General features: G+C 72.8%; 23 protein-coding genes. 4 read left to right on the top strand and 19 right to left on the bottom strand.

Annotated features, from left to right (window positions below; translation table 11 throughout):
- Positions 1-108: 108 nt before the first annotated feature.
- From ACZ4WV_RS22405 to ACZ4WV_RS22465, 13 genes are all read right to left on the bottom strand, one after another.
- Complete coding sequence (locus ACZ4WV_RS22405; RefSeq protein WP_465749352.1) at positions 109-1059, bottom strand: urease accessory protein UreD; 951 nt, start codon at positions 1057-1059, stop codon at positions 109-111.
- A complete protein-coding gene (gene ureG / locus ACZ4WV_RS22410) occupies positions 1056-1676 on the bottom strand; it encodes an urease accessory protein UreG (RefSeq protein ID WP_465749354.1) in 621 nt (206 codons plus the stop codon). Before ureG ends, ACZ4WV_RS22405 begins: the two co-directional genes overlap by 4 nt.
- A 30-nt stretch (positions 1677-1706) precedes the next feature.
- A complete protein-coding gene (locus ACZ4WV_RS22415) occupies positions 1707-2408 on the bottom strand; it encodes an urease accessory protein UreF (RefSeq protein WP_465749356.1) in 702 nt (233 codons plus the stop codon).
- Positions 2405-4129 carry an urease subunit alpha gene (ureC, locus tag ACZ4WV_RS22420; protein ID WP_465749358.1) on the bottom strand — a complete coding sequence of 575 codons (1725 nt, stop codon included), beginning with the start codon at positions 4127-4129 and terminating at the stop codon, positions 2405-2407. The genes ACZ4WV_RS22415 and ureC overlap by 4 nt, the downstream gene beginning before the upstream one ends.
- Positions 4129-4572, bottom strand: a complete 444-nt coding sequence (locus ACZ4WV_RS22425; protein ID WP_465749360.1) for an urease subunit beta — start codon at positions 4570-4572, stop codon at positions 4129-4131. Before ACZ4WV_RS22425 ends, ureC begins: the two co-directional genes overlap by 1 nt.
- Positions 4573-4595: 23 nt before the next feature.
- Positions 4596-5537, bottom strand: a complete 942-nt coding sequence (locus ACZ4WV_RS22430; RefSeq protein ID WP_465749362.1) for a sirohydrochlorin chelatase family protein — start codon at positions 5535-5537, stop codon at positions 4596-4598.
- A gap of 3 nt (positions 5538-5540) precedes the next feature.
- On the bottom strand, positions 5541-5846 hold the full coding sequence (locus ACZ4WV_RS22435) for an urease subunit gamma (protein ID WP_350739600.1): 306 nt from the start codon (positions 5844-5846) through the stop codon (positions 5541-5543).
- 81 nt (positions 5847-5927) lie between these two features.
- Positions 5928-6923 (bottom strand): urea transporter, encoded by a 996-nt coding sequence (locus tag ACZ4WV_RS22440; RefSeq protein ID WP_465749364.1) that lies wholly within the window; start codon positions 6921-6923, stop codon positions 5928-5930.
- Positions 6924-7309: 386 nt separating this feature from the next.
- Entirely contained in the window at positions 7310-8113 is an 804-nt protein-coding gene (locus tag ACZ4WV_RS22445) for a dienelactone hydrolase family protein (RefSeq protein ID WP_465749366.1), read from the bottom strand.
- A gap of 121 nt (positions 8114-8234) precedes the next feature.
- Positions 8235-8807 (bottom strand): dihydrofolate reductase family protein, encoded by a 573-nt coding sequence (locus ACZ4WV_RS22450; RefSeq protein ID WP_465749368.1) that lies wholly within the window; start codon positions 8805-8807, stop codon positions 8235-8237.
- Between the two features lie 79 nt (positions 8808-8886).
- Positions 8887-9624 carry an SRPBCC family protein gene (locus tag ACZ4WV_RS22455; RefSeq protein WP_465749370.1) on the bottom strand — a complete coding sequence of 246 codons (738 nt, stop codon included), beginning with the start codon at positions 9622-9624 and terminating at the stop codon, positions 8887-8889.
- Positions 9621-10256 (bottom strand): ArsR/SmtB family transcription factor, encoded by a 636-nt coding sequence (locus tag ACZ4WV_RS22460; RefSeq protein WP_465749372.1) that lies wholly within the window; start codon positions 10254-10256, stop codon positions 9621-9623. The genes ACZ4WV_RS22455 and ACZ4WV_RS22460 overlap by 4 nt, the downstream gene beginning before the upstream one ends.
- Positions 10257-10413: 157 nt before the next feature.
- Positions 10414-10779 (bottom strand): VOC family protein, encoded by a 366-nt coding sequence (locus ACZ4WV_RS22465; RefSeq protein ID WP_465749374.1) that lies wholly within the window; start codon positions 10777-10779, stop codon positions 10414-10416.
- A 144-nt stretch (positions 10780-10923) separates the two neighbouring features.
- Here ACZ4WV_RS22465 and ACZ4WV_RS22470 point away from each other — a divergent pair, with 144 nt between their 5' ends.
- Positions 10924-11742 carry a helix-turn-helix transcriptional regulator gene (locus tag ACZ4WV_RS22470; RefSeq protein WP_465749376.1) on the top strand — a complete coding sequence of 273 codons (819 nt, stop codon included), beginning with the start codon at positions 10924-10926 and terminating at the stop codon, positions 11740-11742.
- Between the two features lie 596 nt (positions 11743-12338).
- Here the strand turns inward: ACZ4WV_RS22470 and ACZ4WV_RS22475 are convergent.
- Positions 12339-12983, bottom strand: a complete 645-nt coding sequence (locus tag ACZ4WV_RS22475) for a LysE family translocator (protein ID WP_465749378.1) — start codon at positions 12981-12983, stop codon at positions 12339-12341.
- 340 nt (positions 12984-13323) lie between these two features.
- Here ACZ4WV_RS22475 and ACZ4WV_RS22480 point away from each other — a divergent pair, with 340 nt between their 5' ends.
- Entirely contained in the window at positions 13324-13665 is a 342-nt protein-coding gene (locus ACZ4WV_RS22480; RefSeq protein ID WP_465749380.1) for a HEAT repeat domain-containing protein, read from the top strand.
- Positions 13666-13797: 132 nt separating this feature from the next.
- Here ACZ4WV_RS22480 and ACZ4WV_RS22485 read toward each other — a convergent pair whose 3' ends face one another.
- A complete protein-coding gene (locus ACZ4WV_RS22485; RefSeq protein WP_465749382.1) occupies positions 13798-14556 on the bottom strand; it encodes an alpha/beta fold hydrolase in 759 nt (252 codons plus the stop codon).
- Positions 14557-14664: 108 nt separating this feature from the next.
- Between ACZ4WV_RS22485 and ACZ4WV_RS22490 the strand changes: the two genes are divergently transcribed.
- Entirely contained in the window at positions 14665-15198 is a 534-nt protein-coding gene (locus ACZ4WV_RS22490; protein WP_465749384.1) for a SigE family RNA polymerase sigma factor, read from the top strand.
- Positions 15195-16121: a hypothetical protein gene (locus tag ACZ4WV_RS22495; RefSeq protein WP_465749386.1), complete on the top strand. Its 927-nt coding sequence runs from the start codon at positions 15195-15197 to the stop codon at positions 16119-16121. Before ACZ4WV_RS22490 ends, ACZ4WV_RS22495 begins: the two co-directional genes overlap by 4 nt.
- On the opposite strand, the gene ACZ4WV_RS22500 is transcribed toward ACZ4WV_RS22495, so the two are convergent.
- The 4 genes from ACZ4WV_RS22500 to ACZ4WV_RS22515 all read right to left on the bottom strand — a co-directional run bounded on the left by ACZ4WV_RS22500 (position 16095) and on the right by ACZ4WV_RS22515 (position 19424).
- Positions 16095-17363: a glycosyltransferase gene (locus ACZ4WV_RS22500; protein WP_465749388.1), complete on the bottom strand. Its 1269-nt coding sequence runs from the start codon at positions 17361-17363 to the stop codon at positions 16095-16097. The genes ACZ4WV_RS22495 and ACZ4WV_RS22500 overlap by 27 nt on opposite strands.
- 151 nt (positions 17364-17514) lie before the next feature.
- A complete protein-coding gene (locus ACZ4WV_RS22505) occupies positions 17515-18318 on the bottom strand; it encodes a DUF4037 domain-containing protein (RefSeq protein ID WP_465749390.1) in 804 nt (267 codons plus the stop codon).
- A gap of 181 nt (positions 18319-18499) precedes the next feature.
- Positions 18500-18781 carry a hypothetical protein gene (locus ACZ4WV_RS22510; protein ID WP_465749392.1) on the bottom strand — a complete coding sequence of 94 codons (282 nt, stop codon included), beginning with the start codon at positions 18779-18781 and terminating at the stop codon, positions 18500-18502.
- Positions 18782-18938: 157 nt separating this feature from the next.
- Positions 18939-19424, bottom strand: coding sequence for a YbaK/EbsC family protein (locus ACZ4WV_RS22515; protein WP_465749394.1), 486 nt, complete (start codon positions 19422-19424; stop codon positions 18939-18941).
- Between the last annotated feature and the right edge of the window lies 1 nt (position 19425).

Genomic DNA, 19425 nt, shown 5'->3' on the forward strand with positions numbered 1-19425 from the left:
GCGCCGCCCGGGACTGGCCGCCGGCCGGGACTGGCCGCCGGCCGCGAGTGACCGCCGGCCGCGAGTGACCACCGCCCGGGCCCGGGCTGGGCCGACGAGGCCCGACCGCTAGGTCTTCCGCAAGTCCGGCGCCGGAGCCCCGATCAGCAGCCGCCGCACCGCGTCCCACGCCGTCCGCAGCGCCGCCGCGCAGGCCCGGGTGTCCGAACCGAGCAGCCGCAGCCACGCGCCGCCGTCCTGGGGCAGCACGCTGACCCCGAACAGCAGGCCGCAGTCGGCCAGCGCCTCGTGCAGCGCGTCCGCGATCCGCGCGGCCGGGGCGAGCGGGCTGAGCACGTACAGGCTGGACATCACGTCGTGCCCGCCGAGCACGGCTGGGCCGGCGGTGCCGCCGTCCGCGGGCTCCAGCCGCACCGTGTCCAGCGCCACCAACTCGCCGTCGGGGCGCCGCACTTCGAGGTCCGAGGCGAACACCTGGTAGGCGTGCCGTTCGCCCCGGGCGAGCCGGCCGGCCAGCACCGTCTCCCCGGCCACCACCGTCGCCGAGGCGTCCACGGTCAGCACCGTCCGCTGGTAGAGCCGCGAGTCGACGAAGGGGATGACCGGCTCGGGCAGGTACTCGACGTAGGAGCCGGGCCCGGCCGACAGGTTGAGCAGCTGGGTCGCGTAGTCGTGCTCCATCCGGTAGACCTTGGTGGCCGCCTGGGTGGTCAGGTGGACGGCCGTGTCGGCGCCGCAGCGGACGTCCGTGCGCAGCCGGTCGGCCTGGAGGATGCCGCCGCCGGTGGACATCAGCAGGGTGACGGCGAGGTCCGGGCGGGCCGGGTCGAAGTAGAGCGGGCGCATGATCTGCAGCGGTGACTTCTGGTAGTGGCCGGTGAGTTCGGTGCGCCCGCCGATCCGCTCGAAGGCCAGTTCCAGCAGTCCGACCTTGCCGGGGCGCCCGACCGCGAGGGTATCGGGCGTCCCGGCGTGGCGCCGGACCTCGTACGGGACGCGGGCCGGCTCGTAGTGCCGGGGGTCGAGCCGAGGCACCGGCCGCTGCGCCGCCATGGTCACGCGGGGACCTTCCGGAAGGTCTCCAGGAAGGTAGCGATCTCCTCCAGGCCTTCGCCGGTCAGGCAGTTGGTGAGCACCACCGGGCCGCCCTCGCGGACCCGCCGGGCGTCGGACTCCATGACGCCGAGGTCGGTGCGGACGTACTGGGCGATGTCGATCTTGTTGATGACGAGCAGTTCCGACTCGGTGATGCCCGGCCCGCGCTTGCGGGGCATCTTCTCGCCCTCGGCGGTGTCCAGGACGAACAGGAAGAGGTCGACCAGCACCGGGCTGAAGGTCAGCGTCAGGTTGTCGCCGCCGGACTCGAACAGCAGGGTGTCGACGTCCGGGAAGCGCTCGAGGATCTCCGCCCCGGCCGCCAGGTTCATCGTCGGGTCGTCCCGTACGGCGGTGTGCGGGCAGGCGCCCGTCTCGACGCCGACGACCCGCTCGGGGTCGAGCACTCCGGCGAGGGTGCGGCGCACGTGCTGGGCGTCCTCCTGGGTGTAGATGTCGTTGGTGATGACCGCCGGGCGGTGGCCGCGCGCGATCAGCACCGGGACGAGCGCCTCGATCAGCGCCGTCTTGCCGGAGCCGACCGGGCCGCCGATGCCCACCCGGAGCACGTTCTCGGTCATGCTGTCTCTCTCTCCCTTGCTCGTTGACTTTCAGCTCGCGAACAGCCGGGCCTCGGCCCGCTCGTGCCGTCCGGACATCGCGTCGGCGACCGGCACGCAGCCGCCCAGGTCCGCCGATTCCCGTACCAGGGCGGCCGCCACCACCTCCCGGATGACCGGCGCGGACGCCCGCAGCACCACCTGCGCCCGTCGGTGGTCGGTCAACCGCAGCCGCAGCGCGGCGCCGACGAAGCTGGTGCAGAAGGCGAACAGATCGCTGGCGACGGCCTGTTCGACGGGCACGGCGGCCGAGGCGTAGGCGACCCCGGCGGCCACCGCCTGGCAGCCGGGAGCGCGCTTGGCGGCAACCAGTTCGGCGTACCGGTCCAGCGGCTCGCCGCCCACCGACTCCCGGGCGACGTCCAGGAGTTGGCGTCCGGTGCGAGTGGCGGCCAGGCGCAGCTCGCGGTTGAGCTTGGTGGCGTGCAGCCGCTGGTCGGTCTCGGCCAGCAGCTCCCAGTCCCCGGCCGAGGCGGCCCGGTGGGCCAGGGCCAGCGCCGTGGCGTCGGACGGGCCGACGCAGTGCCGCAGCAGGTCGGCGAGCAGCCCGGGCACGGCGTCCGGGGTGACGGCCTTGGCCTGGGCGTAGCCCTCCAGACCGTGCGAGAGGGTGTAGAAGCCGCTGGGGAAGGCGGAGTCGGTCAGTTGGAGGCTGACCAGCAGGGCGTCCAGGCCGGGGTCGGTGCCGCTCACGTGAGGTAGAACAGGTGGTTGAGCGGCAGCTCACGGGCCGGCTCGATGGTGGCCGGCTCGCCGTCCAGGGTGACCTTGTACGTCTCCGGGTCGACCGCGATCTTCGGCAGCGCGTCGTTGCGCACCATGTGCTGCTTGCCCACCGAGCGGCACCGCCGCACCGGCAACACCTTGCTGTCCAGGCCGAGTTCGGCCGGGACACCGAGGTCGACGGCGGCCTGGGACATGAAGGAGACCCGGGTGGCCTGCTTGGCCCGCCCGTACGCGCCGAACATCGGGCGGTAGTAGACCGGCTGCGGGGTGGGCAGCGAGGCGTTCGGGTCACCCATCAGCGCCCAGTTGATCACGCCGCCCTTGATCACCATCTTGGGCTTGGCGGCGAAGGAGTTGATCGGCCACAGCACGATGTCGGCCAGCTTGCCGGGCTCGAGCGAGCCGATGTGGTCGGCGGTGCCGGAGGCGACGGCCGGGTTGATGGTGAGCTTCGCGAGGTAGCGCAGCACGCGGAAGTTGTCGTTGCGCTCGGTGTCGCCGGCCAGTTTGCCGCGCTGCTCCTTGCAGTGGTGGGCGGTCTGGAAGGCGCGGGTGAAGGACTCGCCGATCCGGCCCATGGCCTGTGAGTCGGAGGAGAAGATCGAGATCACGCCCTCGTCGTGCAGCACGGTCTCGGCGGCGATGGTCTCGGCGCGCACCCGGGAGTCGGCGAAGGAGACGTCCTCCGGGATGTCGTGGCTGAGGTGGTGGCAGACCATCACCATGTCCAGCAGTTCGTCCACCGAGTTGACGGTGTAGGGCAGGGTCGGGTTGGTGGAAGACGGCAGCACGTTGGGCTCGCCGGCGATCCGCATGATGTCGGGGGCGTGGCCGCCGCCCGCGCCCTCGGTGTGGAAGGTGTGGATGGTTCGGCCGTCGATCGCGGAGAGGGTGTCCTCGAAGTAGCCGGACTCGTTGAGGGTGTCGGTGTGGATGGCCACCTGCACGTCGTACTCGTCGGCGACGCTCAGGGCGCTGGCGATCGCGGCCGGGGTGCTGCCCCAGTCCTCGTGCACCTTGAGCCCGCACACCCCCGCCTCGACCTGCTCGCGCAGCGCGCCCGGCAGCGAGCCGTTGCCCTTGCCGAGCAGGCCGACGTTCACCGGGAGGTCCTCGACCGCCTGGTACATCCGGCGGATGTTCCACGGGCCGGGCGTGCAGGTGGTGCCGTTGGTGCCGTCGGACGGGCCGGTGCCGCCGCCGATCAGGGTGGTGATGCCGTTGCTCAGCGCCTCCTGGACCTGCTGGGGGGCGATGAAGTGGATGTGGGTGTCGATGCCGCCGGCGGTGGCGATCAGGTGCTCGCCGGAGATCACCTCGGTGCCGGGGCCGATCACCAGCCGGGGGTGCACGCCGCTCTGGGTGTGCGGGTTGCCGGCCTTGCCGACGGCGGTGATGAAGCCGTCCTTGACGCCGATGTCGCCCTTGACGACGCCGAGCACCGGGTCGAGCACGACGACGTTGGTGATGACCAGGTCCAGTGCGCCCTGGACGGAGGTGGCGGCCGGGTCCTGGGCCATGCCGTCGCGGATGCCCTTGCCGCCGCCGTACACGGCCTCGTCGCCGTAGTGGCCCTGGTTGTGGTCCTTCTCGATCTCGACCACCAGGTTGGTGTCGGCGAGGTGGAAGCGGTCGCCGACGGTGGGGCCGAAGAGGTCGGTGTACTGCTTGCGGGAGAGGATGGCCATCAGCGCTCGCCGCCTTCCTGGTGGTTCTCGGTGTGGAAGTCCGCGCGGGGATGGTCTTCCTTGTGGTCGAGGTTGGTGCCCTTGAAGCCGAGGGCGATCGCCCGGTCGATGGCGCGGGCCCGGGTGGCGGGCGCGGTGACGCCGCCGTCCACCAGGTTGCTGAAGCCGACCAGGCGGCGGTGGCCGCTGAACTCGGCGAGGGTGACGTCCTTGGTGTCGCCGGGCTCGAAGCGCACGGCGGTGCCGGCCGGGATGTCGAGGTGCTTGCCGAAGGCCGCGTTGCGGTCGAAGTCGAGGGCGCGGTTGGCCTCGAAGAAGTGGTAGTGGGAACCGACCTGGATCGCCCGGTCGCCCGTGTTGCTGACCGTGATGACGGCCTTGGCGCGGCCGGCGTTGATCTCCACCGGGTCGTCGCCGTACAGGTATGCGGCGCCACCAGACATGGCTGGCCTTCCTCTCTGCCGGGTCAGTGGGGGGTGTGTGCGGGGGTGTGGCTGTGGAAGTGGCCGTGGGAGTGCGGGGGCTGGGGGCCGGCGTCGCCGGGCCCGTGGCCGTGGGGGTAGCCGGGCCCGTGGCTGTGGGCGTAGCCGTGTCCGTGTTCCGCGTCGAGGCCGGCCGCGATGCCGTCCTCGCCGTGGCCGAGCAGGTGCAGCGCCGCCGCCGTCCGGGCCGCGACGACGCCCAGGACCGCGGACGGCCGCAGCAGCGGCCCGCCGTCCCGGACGCCCGGCAGAGCGGTGCGCAGCGCCGGTCCGAAGGAGGCCGGGACGGCCGTCACCCCGGCCGCGCCGAGCAGCCGGCAGCGTTCGGCGCCCTCGGCCGGGTCCGGGTCGCCGCCCGTCAGGGCGACCTCGACCCAGCGGTGGTGACCGTACTGGCGGACCAGCCGGGCGATCCGGAACAGCTCGGCGTCCTCGAAGGGGCCGGCCGCCGGGGCGGTGATCAGGACGGCGGCCTCGTCGCCGGCTCGGGCACCGGCCCGCGTGTCGTCGCGGGCGCCGTCGCGCGTGCCGTCGCGGGTATCGGCTCGGCCGTCGTCCCCGGCGGCGGCGCGCAGCCAGCCGATCAGGTGCTCGGCGGCGCCGAACGGCGCGGTCAGCGCGAGCCGTCCCCGGCCCTGGTCGGCCGCCAGCCAGCGCAGGGCGCGGGCGGTGTCGGCGACCAGCCGGGGGTCGCGGCCGAGCGTCATCGGCACGACGCACACCGGTCCGTCGGTGGCCGCCAGCGCCGACCGTACGGCCTCGACGAGGTGCCGGCCGGCGGCGGCCGTGGCGTGCACGGCGGGTTCGGCTCCGGCGGGGCGGCGTCCCACCAGCGCGGCCAGGTCGCGGCCGCCGTCGCTCTCGTGGCCGCCGGTCAGCACCACGGTGACGGGCCGGGGCGAGGGGGCGGCCTGACGTGCTGCCATAGTTCAGGCGCCGACCGGGTCGTGGCAGGAGACCAGCTTGGTGCCGTCCAGGAACGCGGCCTCGACCTGGAGCAGCGGCAGCATCTCGCGCACGCCGGGCATCACGTCGGCGCTTCCGACGACCTGCTTGCCGATCTCCATGCACTCGGCGACGGTGCGGCCGTCCCGGGCGCCCTCCATGATCGCCTCGCTGATCAGCGCGCAGGCCTCGCTGTAGTTGAGCTTGACGCCCCGGTCGCGGCGTTTGCGGGCCAGATCGGCCACGACGTAGATGTAGAGCTTGTCCATCTCACGCGGGGAGAGATTCACGGGAATCACTCTTCCTTTCCGAGAATCCGATGAATGGCAAGGGAGTTGGACGGCGGGAAGGAGGCGCGGCGCCTGCGGGGTTCACACCCGGCGCAACCGGGGAATCGCCGGCACCGCCGCCAGGAACAGCATGGTGGTCAGCACGAACGGCCAGGTGAAGGCGTGGCCGCCGAAGGGCGCGGAGATCGCGCCGAGCGCCGGGGTCAGCACGGTGGCCGTGGCCGCGCCGAGGACGGCGTAGGCCGCGCTCCAGCCGTCGGGCACGACGAACACCCCGCACAGCGCCAGCGCCACCAGCACGCCGCTGTAGCCGAGCAGCCCCTGCTCGACGGCCTCGGCGGGCGCGTCGAACGCCCAGGCGGTGACCAGCCCGGTGGCGCTGCCCCCGCAGGCCATCAGCCCGGCGAGGCGGCTGGCGGCGAACAGGCCGGCCAGGAACAGCAGGCCGACGTACCACTGGGGCATGAAGAAGATCTGACCGATGTTGGCGAGGAACCCGTGCCACAGCTGCTCCCAGCCCAGCCCGGCTCCCCCGGAGGCCGGTACGGGCAGCGCGGCCGGTCCGGCGTCCTTGTGCCACAGGCGCCGGAAGCCGGGCGCCGCGACCGTGACGGCGGTGGCGACCAGGCAGAACGGCGCGGTGAGCGCCGGCAGCCGCCGCCCCGCCAGCAGCGCCCCGAGTCCGGCCGCGACCACCACGGCGACGGCGGAGCCGAGCACCGCGACCACGACCGTGGCCGGGTGGCCGGGGCCGAGCAGAACGGCGCAACCGAGCGCCACCAGGCACCCGTTGTACCCGGCCAGCCCGGCCTCGACGGTCTCCCGCCGCAGCCCGAGGCCGTACCCGACGGCGGTGGAGACGGCGCTGCCGAGGAGGCCGTACAGACCGTACTGCCAGCCGGCCGCGAACAGCGCGGCGACGAAGAAGAGTCCGCACACGGCGGACGGCATGAAGTCGACCTGGGCGACACCGCGCAGGACTTCGACGACTAACTTGACGGACAGCGGACGGGCGGCCCCGGCGACGCCTTCGGATGCTCCTTCGAAAACACCTTCCCCACCCTTTTGTCGAGCCATACAGCGCACCAATTCCCGGTACGGCCGAGGGCGCTCGGGAGATTGCTCGGGAGCCCGTTCGGCGATTCGCTGGGAACCGTACTCCTGCGCATTGCCGAGCGGGATAGGAACAAGTCGTTACGCCAAATCAACCCACAGTGACGGCCTGGGCGCTGAGCTGCAACATTCTGTTGAATTCAGGGCCGGGGCGGGTGATTGTCGAGGGCGATTCTTTGCGAAGTTTTACTTGCTGCCGACAAACTCGTGAAGGTGGGCATGCCAATAGATTCGCGACAAATTCCCTCAGGCCAGGCAATCCGGACACTCCGGCTGGGGAAATGCTGGGAGGAACGGCCCGGACGTGACGGAAACGTGCATGATCCGGGCGGAATCCGCGTCGAATTCGGTCAGCCGCCCGCGCCTGCTTTCCGGCCGAGTCGGCGGAGCAGGAAGCGCTCCGAGGAGTCCAGTTCGAAGTCGGGCACCGCCAGGTGACCGCCCGGATTGGCGTGCAGCGTCTTCTCCGTCGAACCCAGCGCGTCGTACACGGCCACCGCCCCCTCGCGCGGCACCAGTTCGTCGTCCCACTGCAGCAGGAACTCCACCGGCACACCGACTCGCCGCGCCGCCTCCAGCTGCGCCGCGTGACCGGTCAGCCCGAACACCGCGGCGACGATCCGGGAATCGGCCGCGACGAGCGGAATGCCGATCACGCTGCCCAGCGACAGCCCCCAGTACCCGACCGGGCCGAGCTCGCCACCGGCCTCGGCCTCCAGTGCGTCCAGCACCGCCCGCCACTCCGGGACGGCCCGCTCCGCGAGCGCCGCCGTGTGCCGCGCCACCCACGCGCTGATCGGGCGCCCGACCGCCAGCAACTGCCCGATCTCGGTGGCGAACCGCTCGTCCCGGGCGGTCCGCACCCGCTCGCCGTGCCCGGGGGCGTCCAGCGACACCGCCGCCCACCCGTACCGCGTCACGCACCGGTGGGCGCGCTCCACGACCCCGGGCCCCAGCTTGTGCTGGCCGCCTCCGTGCCCCAGCAGCACCAACGGCCTTGCGGCGAGCGGTGATCCGGCGGGCTGCCAGAGCACGCCGGGAACTCCGTCGACGGTGAAGCAGCGCCGGGTGACGGCGGGCGGGGCGGCGTCCGGGGTGTCGTCGGGATCGGCGTCGGGGGCTGCGCCTTCGAAAGCGTCCGAGGTGAAGTGCATCTCCTCATCATGGGGCCGGACACACGTTCGAGTCCTGCCCTTTCACCGCCCTGGCCGATCGTCACCACGAGGTGCGGGCGACGCGGGCCGGGGCGGCCGGGGTCACGTCGGGCGGGCCGGATCAGCGCACCACGTCGAAGACCTGCTTCTGCACGCCGTTCGAGTAGACCGCGTGCTCGACCAGCTTCAGCTTCTGGGCGTCCTTGTCCGTCGCGCTGAACAGACGCTTGCCGGCCCCGAGCAGCAGCGGGTAGACGAGCAGGTGGTAGCGGTCCACCAGGCCCGCGTCCGAGAGGGCCCGGTTCAGGGCCGCGCTGCCGTGGACGATGATCGGTCCGCCCTCCGTCTCCTTCAGGGCCGCGACCTCGTCGAGCGAGCGCAGGATGGTGGTCTCTCCCCAGTTGGAGACCAGGGCGTCGTCGGCGAGGGTGGTGGAGACGACGTACTTCGGCAGCGTCCTGTAGCGCGTGAACTCCGGCATGTCCGGCCACACCGGGCTGAACGCCTCGTAGCTGACGCGGCCCAACAGGACCGCGGCGGCCTCCTGCTGCTCCCGCTCCTTGAGCTCGAAGGCCTCGGGCACGAACTCGACGTCCTTGAAGGTCCATCCCGAGTTGCGGTAGCCGGGTTCGCCGCCGGGGCCCTCGACGACACCGTCGAGCGAGATGAAGGCGCTGGTGATCAGGGTGCGCATGGTGGTTATCGCTTTCTCGCGTGCGGAAGGGGTGAGTACGTAGGCACGGTGCGGGCAGGGGCGCGGTCGGGCTTGCGGGTCAGGCGAGCAGCCCGGCCAGCCACCGCTGCCAGGCGGCCTCGGCGCCCTCCGGTGTCGGGCCGAAGAGGTGATGGAACATCAGGACCATGCCGCCGCCGTGGTGGAAGGTGTGGAGCGCGTCGGCGGAGCGGACCTCGAAGCGCTCCTCGTCCGCCCAGACCACCTCACCCTCCAGCGGCGGCAGACCGGCCGGCTCGGCGTGCACCGGCGCGCCCGTGGCGACCGGGAGCGCCAGCCCGAGGGCGTCCGCGAGCAGCGCCCGCACCTTCGACTCCGCCCGCCCACCGGACGGCGCGGCGGCGAACACCGGTACGGCGGTGCGGCCTTGGAAGTGGGCGAGGTACTCGCGCAGCGTGTGGAGGTGGAACGGCCAACCGCGACGCAGCGCGTCGTACTCGTCCTGCCAGTCGTCGCCGAGCAGCCCGCTGTGGACCACGCGGAGCACGGTGCTGCCGCCGCCCCGCCCCTCGACCAGGTACTCGAAGGCCATGAACCGGCCGTCCTCGCCGGCGGCCGTACGAGTGGCGAGGCGCTTGCCCGGCTCGTAGGCGGTGACCGCCGCCTGCTCGCGGTGGCCCCCGATGTCCATCACGGCGGCCCCGCCCTCGCGCGGCTCCAGCTCGTTGCGGCCCATGAACCAGGAGTCGATCCCCGGTCCGGTGGCGATCGCCTCCCAGACCTCCTCCGGGCTCGCCGGGAGGGTGGTCTCCAGCTCGATCTCGAACGGGTGGGTCATCGCGGGTTCTCCTGTGACGCGGGCGGTGCGGGTGGGGTAGGGGGCGTCGGCGGGGTGGCGGGGACCTGGTGGAGTCCGACGACCACCCGGTGCGTGCGCCCCTCGGGGACCGACTCGTCGTGGTAGCGGCTGACCAGGGCGGCCACCGCCGCGGACAGCTCATCGGCGAAGGCCGCCCGGTCGGCCGCCGAGGCGAACCGCACCTCGGCGTCGATCCCGAAGGTGGCCACCCGCTTCCCGGCCCGGGAGGCTCCGGTGAGCAGCGCCCCGACCTCCTGCACCAGCCGGGAGCCGAGCGCCAGCAGCCAGCGCGCGGACAGCTGGTCCGGCGAGCGCGAGGGGTCCGGGCTCACGGCGGCGAGGACGCTCGGCGAGATCACGTACGAGGCGGCGGTGGCGCGGTACACCCGTTCGGTGACGTTGCCCTTGCGCCGTTCCTCGGCGAGTTCGACGAGCGCGTGCCGCTCCAGCTCCTTCAGGTGGTAGTTGACCTTCTGCCGGGTCAGCCCCAGCCGGGTGGCCAGCATCGCGGCCGAACCGGGTTCGGCCAGCGCGGCGAGGATCCGGGCCCGTATCGGGTCGAGGGACGCCTCGGCCGCGGCGGGTTCTTCGATCACAGCGACATCAAGCACGGTTCCAAGGTCGCACCGACAATAGAACTTGTCAAGAAAAGTTTTCCTGTCGGCTCGCCGCGCCGCCTGTGGCGCCGCCGGGCGCGGCGAGCCTGAAGGGGGTGGCCGGGCGGAGGACCCGCCCGACCACCCCCTTGAGCACCCTCCGGCGGCCGCGTCAGCCGCTCGCCGGGAGGAGGCAGAACGGGTGCCCCTGCGGATCGAGCAGCACGACCCACCCGCCCCCGCCCGGCTGGAAACCCGGGCGGGTGGCGCCGAGGGCCAGCAGCGCCTCGACCGCGACGCCCAGGTCGGCGACGGTGAAGTCGACGTGCAGGCGCTTGGCGCCCTCCGGCCATCCGGGCGCCCGGTGGTCATCCACCCGGACGAAGGACAGACCAGGGCCTCGGGGGGCGCGGAGCGCGGCGAAGTCCTTGTCGCAGTAGGTGAGTTCCCAGCCGGTCGCCTGCCGGTAGAAGTCGGCGAGGGTGACCGGGTCGGCGCAGTCGACGACCACGGTGCTGAGCTGTTCGAGGACGGGCATGAGCGGGCTCCTTGATCGGGTTCCGTACGCCGCACGGGCGGCGCCGTGGAGGATCCTGCCGAGGACGCCCCGCCCGGGTCTTGAACATCCTTGCGCCGCCCTCACGCGACGGACGTGTCGGACCCGCCCCGTACCGTTCGAGGAGTGCTCTCCGCCGAACCGCTCGCCTCGCGCCCCGACTTCGACCTCACCGCCGTCACCTGCCGCGGCGACCACACCCGTTGGTCAGCACCCGAGCTGCGCGGCCACCACCGCGTGGTCCTGGTGCGCAGCGGCCGCTTCCGGCGCCGGGCCGCCGGGGTGACGGTCGACCTCGACCCCACCCTCGCCTACCTCGGCGGGCCCGGCGAGGAGGAGAGCTTCGCCCACCCCTCCGGCGGCGACCAGTGCACCGCGATCAGGGTGTCGGCCGACCTCTGGCACTCCCTCGCCGGGGACGAACCCCGCCGGCCGGCGGCGAGGACGCTGTACGTCGACCCCCGGCTCGACCTCGCCCACCGCCGCCTGCTCACGGCCGCCCGCTCCGGCGACGTCGACTACGCCTTCACCGAGGAACTCCTGTCCCTGCTGGCCCTGGCGGTGACCCGCACCCACCCCGGCCCGACCCCCGCCTCGCCCACCCGGGCCCGTGACCGTGCCCTGGTGGACGCCGCCCGCGAGGCCATCGCCGCCGACCACCCGGCCGCCGCCACGCTCACCGGCCTCGCCCGACTCCTCGGCGTCTCCCCGTACCGCCTGAGCCGCGCCTTCCCCCGCGAACTCGGCGTCACGGTGACCCACTACCGCCACCACACCCGCATCGCCCGCGCTCTCGACCGCCTCACCGCCGGCGAACCCAGCCTCAGCACCCTCGCCACCGACCTCGGCTACGCCGACCAGGCCCACCTCACCCGCACCCTCCGCACCCACCTCGGCCACACCCCCACCACCCTCCGCCACCTCCTCAGCCCGCACACCTCCTGACCAGAAAGTCGACCCCGCCGACTTCCTGCGCACCCACGCCACACACCAACCACTCCACAGCAGGGCCCTGAGCAACTCCGCCACCCCACCCGGGCAGTCCGCGCTCACAGCGCGGTCGGCCCACGAGGGCAACAGCGTGAGAGAGATGAAGCGCAGCAAAGGGGATCAGGAAGTCCGCCCCGCCGACTTCCTTTCCAGCCCCGCGCCCACCCGAGCACCAACCACTGCCGCAGGAAAGCCTTGAGCAGCTCTGCTACCCCGACCAGGCGCGCCAGACTCACAAGATGGCCGGCCCACGGAAAGCGTCTTGGCGATCCCACGGCAGTGACCAACGCCCCTCACCCCATCAGGAAAGCGCCTTCCCACGGCGGTCCCTAAGACCAACTGCCGCGAATGGGAGCAGGAAGTCGATTCGGCCGACTTCCTGATCCAGCCAGGGCGCTCCAGGCTCGGAAGGTGGCCGACGCTGTGAGAAGCAGCCTACGGGTTGTCTTGGAGATCGCTTCAGAATGAGGTCTCTGAGGCTGATATCGACTCCTCAGTCGATACCGCAGCTTCCTCAGCGAACACCTGTCTCACAGGTGCACGTGCGTGGCTCAGGAGGAGACAGGCGCAGGGGACAGAGCTGTGCGCAGCGCGAAGACACCGAGCAAGCCGCCTGCCGTGAACCGCTGAGCGGTCATCACACGGGGACGGGCAACCAGAAAATCCGACACTCGTGCTGCGCCCAGCATGATCAGAGCGTTCACGGAGATCCCCACGATGATCTGTACACCACCGAGCTGCAGCAGTTGCGCCCAGGCCGGACCCGCCTGCGGATCTATGAACTGGGGCAGTAGAGCGGCGTACATGAGAGCGATCTTGGGGTTGAGCAGGTTGGTCAGGAGCCCCATCGAGAACAGGAGGGCGTCGGACACGGGAGGCAGGTCCTGGGACGGAGCGAAGGGTGAGCGACCACCGGGCTTGAGCATGTCCCAGGCCAAGTAGGCCAGGTAGGCGGCCCCGGCGAGTTTGACCACCGTGAACGCAAGCGGCACGGCGGCGAACAGCGCGGACAGGCCGGCGGCCGCGGCCAGCAGATAGCACAGGAATCCCACAGCGGTTCCGCTCAGGCTGACCAGACCCGCCCTGCGGCCTTGGGTAATCGCGCGGGAGGCGAGGTGGATCATGTTCGGTCCCGGAGTCAGGGCCATGCCCAGTTCGACCAGGGCCACTCCTCCCACTGCGGCCGGACTGATCACTGGTCAACTCCCGATTTCCTGCCAGGTACCCAGTACCCGGCGTGGGCGGCGCACAGCGGCGTCGGACGGCTGCGGCGCATCGGCAGGGCCTGCGTCGCTCGCTCAGGATACGGCCCTGCCGATCGGCGTCTCCGTGCACCCTGACTCCAACCGACCAACAGCTTCAACGACTGTCCCGTGACCGCGTTGGTGATCTCCGAGTGATCGGCCGGACAGGTCGAACTGGCTACGGCGCAAGGGTGATGCGCTCGGCGTCATCCGCGCTGGCCTGTCCCACGAAAGCGCGGCCGTCCGAGAGGGCTGCTGCCGGCTTCTGGACCACCTGGTCGGCACTGAGTCCATGGGCCGGCTCATCACCATGGCCGACGATCCCGGCGCCCGGGTCAGGATTGCCGCGTTCCACGCGCTGGCCTGCGACCGTTGCAAGGGCGGCACCTGCGCACCGAGAGCGGACCGGGTCCTCGAACCCGCACTGCAACACCTGGCCTCCGACCCCGACCCGCTGGTCCGGGCAATGGCCGCCGAACCCGTCGGCAAGTTCGCCCCTACCGATGCCCGAGCCGTCACCGCCTTGCGGGCGTCCCACGCCCAAGACCCGAACCCGGCCGTCCGGAAGAAGGCGGGCTGGTTCGTTCCCGGAGAAGCCACCTACGAACGGCCCGTCCCAGGCGCGCTCAGGTAGCGGGAGCCCTGGGGGAAGAGGCCCTGGGAGTGGCCCTGGGAGTCGAGAACGCCGCGGGCGAGGGTGGGGACTGGCCCTGAACGACGCCGGAGCAGGAAGTCGGGCCGGCCGACTTCCTGCTCCAGCCCCCTCCTACCGCCCCGGGAGGGACTCGTGCAGGAAGGCCTTGAGCAGTTCTGTCACCTCGGCGGGGCGTTCGAGGTTCGGGAGGTGGCCGGCCCAGGGGAGTTCGTGGTGGCGGGCGTTCGGGAGGAGGGTGGGGAGGGAGGCGGCGATTTCGCGGAAGTCGGGGACGTCGTGGGCGCCGCCGATGGCGAGGGTGGGGGCGGTGATGCGGGTGAGGTCGACGTCTTCCTGCTGCGGGCCGGTCTTCGCCGCCAGTTGCACCTCGAAGTTGTGGCGCTGCATCCGCCGGACCAGGTCCCGGGTCGGCTCGTCGGCCTCGGGGCCGAGCCAGGTGCGGATGTTGAGTTCGACGGCGCCTTCCAGGTCGCCCGCTTCGAGTAGTTCCTGTTCCTCGGCGTCGAGGGCGAGGAGGGCGCCGCTCGGCTGGTGGCCGGGCCTGGCCGCGCAGAGGAGTGCGAGCGCGGACACCGCCGTCGGCCGGAGTGCCGCGACCGTCAGGGCGATCCGGCCGCCGTAGGAGGCGCCGACGAAGGCGGCGGTCTCGATGCCGAGGTGGTCGAGCAGGGCCAGGACGTCGGCCGCGGCGCTGTACGGGGCTTCGGCGAGGGGGGTGTCGCCGAAGCCGCGGAAGTCGCAGCGGACCACCCGGTGGCCGGCGTCGAGCAGCGGCTGCCACTGCGGGTCCCACATGCGCCGGTCGCAGACCGAGGAGTGCAGGAGGACGACGGCGGGACCAGCGCCTGATACGTCGTGAGAGATGATCACCCGGCGGATGCTAACCGGGCCGGCGGTCGTGCGCGAGCCGGTTGACCGCCGGGTGGAGAGTAAGCGCTTCCGGCCCTGCCTGGGCTCTGGGTGGATGAGGAGGTGCTCATGGGAGAACCGAGGAGCACGCGGGACACCGAGTTCCAGGCGTTCATCGTCGGGGTCTGGCCCCGGCTGGTGCGGACGGCGTTCCTGCTGACCGGGGAGCAGTACGCGGCGGAGGACCTGGTGCAGTCGGCGGCGGAGAAGGCCTGCGCGGCGTGGCCGAAGGTGCGGCGGGCGGACGATCCGTACGCGTACGTGCGGCGGATCCTGGTGAACCAGCACGCCCGGCGCTGGCGCCGGCGCCTTCCGGAGCTGCTGGTGGACGCGGTGCCGGACGCGGCGGGGGTCGAGGACGGCTTCGCCCGTTCGGACCAGCGCGGCGCGCTGCTGGCCGCGCTCGCCACCCTGCCGCCGCGCCAGCGCGAGGCGGTGGTGCTGCGGCACTGGGAGGACCTGAGCGACAGCCAGACGGCCACGGCCATGGGCTGTTCGGTGGGCGCGGTGCGCAGCCACGCGGCGAAGGGCATCGCGCGGCTGCGACAGGTTTCGGCGCTGGTGGAGTTCGAGGGCAGGGCACAGATCGGAGGGACGGTATGAGCACGGACGCGGAGCAGGGCAGGGACGTGTGGGTCGGCCTCGGCCTGGCCGAGGCGGCGGCGGGGGCGGCGGTCGGCCCGGCGCCGGTGGCGGACATCCTGGCGGGCGGCCGCCGGATCCGGCGCCGTCGCCGGACGGTGGTCGGCGCGTTGGCGTTGGCGTCGGCGGTGGTGTTGGCGGGCGGGGCGCTCGCCGAACTGCGTCCGGGGCCGCCGGCCTCCCGTTCGCTCGTGCCGGCCGGCGCGGGGCTCGGCTCGGGCACCGGCGGACCGCCGTCCCCCACGACGGCCACCACAGCGACGGCCACCCCGGCGGCGACCAGCCCCACCGCCCGGGACCCGTTCACCCCCGTCCGGGTGGTGCTCGACCAGGGCAGGACGCCGGACGGCAGGGAGTGGAAGCTGTGGCAGGCGTTGTGGCCGACGGCGCCGAGGGAGCGGGCGTACGAGCAGGCGCTCGCGGTGTGGCAGGAGCGCAGCCCGTACGACCCGGCGGCCGACAAGCCGACGAAGGAGTTCGTCGACCGCTACTACGACCCGGACGCCGACGTGATCAACACCTACTTCACGGTGGACGGGGCGCGCCTGGGCCATGACGCCCAGGGCACCACCCCGTCGCCGGGCAAGCTCGACCCGCGCGACGGGGCGTACATCGGCGGCGGCCTGGTCGGCCACCGGGGCAAGGGTGACACGGTGGCCCCCCTCGACGTGGTCGCGCTGTCCCTCGGCCCGGACATCGCCCGGGTGAAGGTCACCTGGACGGACGGTACGGTCACCGAGCCCCCGATCGTCACGGTGGCCGACTCTCCGCGGCGCGAGGTGGTGGTCGCCCGGCCGGCGGGCAAGCGGGCGGAGCTCTGGGAGTACTTCGACCGGAACGGCGCCGAACTGCCGGATTCAGGAGGTCAGTTCCTCCGCGAGTGATCCACCTCCGGCCGGACGCGGGCCGCTCGGTGTGGCCGGTTCGAGGAGCAGTTGCGCCGCCACGGCCGTCCCGTCGGTGCGGATCTCGCCCGCGAACTCCGCCGCCCGGGCGGCGACCTCCGGGGTCAGCGCCCGCTCGAGCGCGGCCGACAGGGAGTCGACCGTCGGGGCGGGGCCGTCGTGGGCCGCGCCGATGCCCAGGGCGGCGACGCGCTCGGCCCAGTACGGCTGGTCGACGATCTGCGGCACCACGACCTGCGGCGCCCCGGCCACGGCCGCGGTGGTCGTGGTGCCCGCCCCGCCGTGGTGCACGACGGCCGCGACCCGGGCGAACAGGGCTTGCTGGTTGACCTTGCCGACGGCGAAGCAGTCGTCCCCGCCGTCGACCGGTGCCAGGTTCGCCCAGCCCTGGGCGAGCACGATCCGCCGCCCGCTCGCCCGGACGGCTTCGATGGCCACCGGTGCGGCGTCCGGCGCGCCGTGCAGCGGCATGCTGCCGAAGCCCACGTACACCGGGGGCTCGCCCGCGTCCAGGAACGCCGACAGCTCGGCGGGCAGCGGCCGTTCGTCCGGCAGCAGCCATGCGCCGGTCTGTACGACCTCGCGTTCGGCCGGCTGCCGCCAGGGGCCGAGCAGCGGGTCGGTGGCCAGCCAGGGGCGGTCGGTGAACACGTGGTCGCGCACGTTCGCGACTTCGGGGAGGCCGACCGACGTCCGGTGGGCGTTGATCTGCTCCCGGAACAGGGCGTTCATGGTGCCGATGTTGTACTCCCACAGCTCCCGGTTGTCGGTCAGCTCCGGTGGGTAGGGCCGGCTGGGGAACTCGAACGGCCGGTGGTGCGGGGACGGCAGCATGGTCGGCTGGAGCGCGGCGTACGTGTAGCGGGCGCCCACCCGCTCGGCGGCCGACTGCGCGCCGGCCACGGCCGGGAACAGTCCGGTGGCCACGACCGCGCCGCCCGGCTCGGCCACGGCGGCCACCGCCTCGTGGAACTGCCGGACGAGCGTCGCCACCCTCGACGGGAAGTCCGCCGGCGCGGGCGACGCCCCGCTCACCAGCGCGCGGACCGACTCCCCGACCGGCACCATCTCCACGCCGACGGCGGCCAGCCGCTGCGCGAACTCCTCATCGGGTGGCGCGCACACCCGCACCTGCGCGCCGAGCTCCCGCAACTTCACCGCGAGGCCCGCCAGCGGCTGGACGTCGCCGCGCGACCCGTACGTGGACAACACCACTCGCATCTCGTACCTCTCCCGTTCCCCCGGTCCCGCCCTGGGGTTGGAGATTCTGCGGGATGACCGGGGCCTTGCGGCAAGGCCCCCCGTGCGCTATAGGTTGAGAGTGGCGGGGAGTGGGGGTGACGTCGAACTCCATCGGCCCCCGCGTCGGGCGTCAGGTCCGCAGCGCGGCCACGGCCTCCCCGACCAGCGCCCGGGCCCGCTCCACGGTCTCCGTCAGCGCCTCGGCGCCCTCCCCCGCGGCACCCAGCAGGCTCCGCACGCGCTGGCCGAACTCATGCGGTGCGCCTGGGAGTTGTGCGGCGACGGCGAGCGCGCCCTTCTCGTTGAGGCACCAGCGCCGGTTGTGCGCGTACAGGGCCTGCACCAGGATGCCGACCGCCCGGGTGAGGCAGAGCGTGACGTACAGGGTGTCGCCGCGCGTCGCGCCCTTGGCCGCGAGGCCGGTCAGGAACTCCGCCTCCCATGCGCCCGCCGTCAGTGCGTCGCGCAGCGGCTCGGGGTACGTCGCGGTCTGCGCCTTCAGTGCCGCCAACTCGCCCGTACGGTCGGCGAGTACGGCCCCGAGAGCAACCTCGCCGGCGTAGCACGGCGACCAGAAGCCGAGCGGATGCCCGGCCTGGACGCCCACCTCGTAGCGGCCCCCGCGGCAGTCCGCCCACACCTGCTCGACGCGGTCGAGGTCCCGCAGGATCCAGTCGACGGCGACTCCGTCGACCCGCAGCCACGCCCCGCCGTTCACCCACGGCCCCCAGCCGCCCGGGCCGGCCACCTCCACGTCCGGCCCGGCGAGTGCCCGCAGGGCGTCGAGGTCCAGCGGGCCCCGGTAGTACACCCCGAGGTCCCAGTCCGACTCCGGCCGGTGTTCTCCGCGCGCCCGGCTCCCGCCGAGCATCACCCCCACCACGCCGGGTACTTCGGCCAGTCGGCCGGCCATGTGCTCGATGGTCGCTCGCATGCCACGAAGTCTGGCGGCCGTCCGGCCCCCGGGCCAGCGCATTCCGGCGCGGCGACCGGATCGGCGGCGGGCTCGGCGAACGAGGAGGCGGCCAGGAGGTGATCAAGAGGCGACCAGGAGCCGTGCCCCGGGACCGGTCGGACCGGTCCCGGGGCGCGCCGCGCTCGGTGCCGCCGCGGGCTCAGTAGCAGCGGTACTCGTGGACGGGAAGGGTGGACTTGATGCCCGCCGAGTTGTAGAAGACGACGCTGTAGTCGCCGTACTGGAAGCCGTTGGGGGCGACGAACTTCTTGGTCAGCGTCTGGATGTAGGTGCCGCCGTCGGCGTTGTTGGAGTAGGAGGACGGGCAGCCCTTGCCGGCCAGCTTGGCCGGGCCGCCGGCCGCGAAGGCCTGCCCGGAGACGCCGACGGCGAGCGCTCCGCCGAGGGCGACGGCGGCGGCGGTCTTGACGATGTTGCGCATTGCTCTCACGTTCCCTTGCTCGCTGTGCCAGGGACCACGCCGGGCCGGTGTCGACTCCCGTTCCCGGCGGCGCGCACGATCTTGGCTCAGGCCCTCCAGGCCGTCAATGGTCTGGACCAAATTGGTCTAGAGCAATCTCCACCGCCCCCGGTCGGGATCAGGTCGGCGGTGTCACCGCGCTGGGGGTGCCGGCCGTCACGCGGAGGAGTTCGTCGTACGTCATCGGCACGACGGTGTGGGGGTGCCCGGCGGCCGCCCACAGCACGGGGTACTGCTGGAGCGCGGTGTCGACGACCGTGCGCAGCGGGGCCGGGTGGCCGGTGGGGGCGACGCCGCCGATGGCCTGGCCGGTGGCCGCGCGGACCTCGGCGGCGGAGGCCCGGGTGATCGCGTCGGCCTTCAACCGGGCGGCCAGGTAGGCGGTGTCGACCCGGTGCGCGCCGCTGGTCATCACCAGCAGCGGTTCGCCGTCGCACTGGAACACCAGGCTGTTGGCGATCGCGCCGACCTCGCACCCGAGTGCGGCCGCGGCCTCGGCGGCCGTCCGGGCGGAGTCGGGCAGGACGACGATCTCACCAGAGACACCGGCCGCCGCCAGCGCCTCGGCGACCGCGAGGCTTCGGGCAGGGAGGGAGGAAGTCATC

The sequence above is a fragment of the Kitasatospora sp. NPDC029312 genome (genome assembly GCF_055569215.1).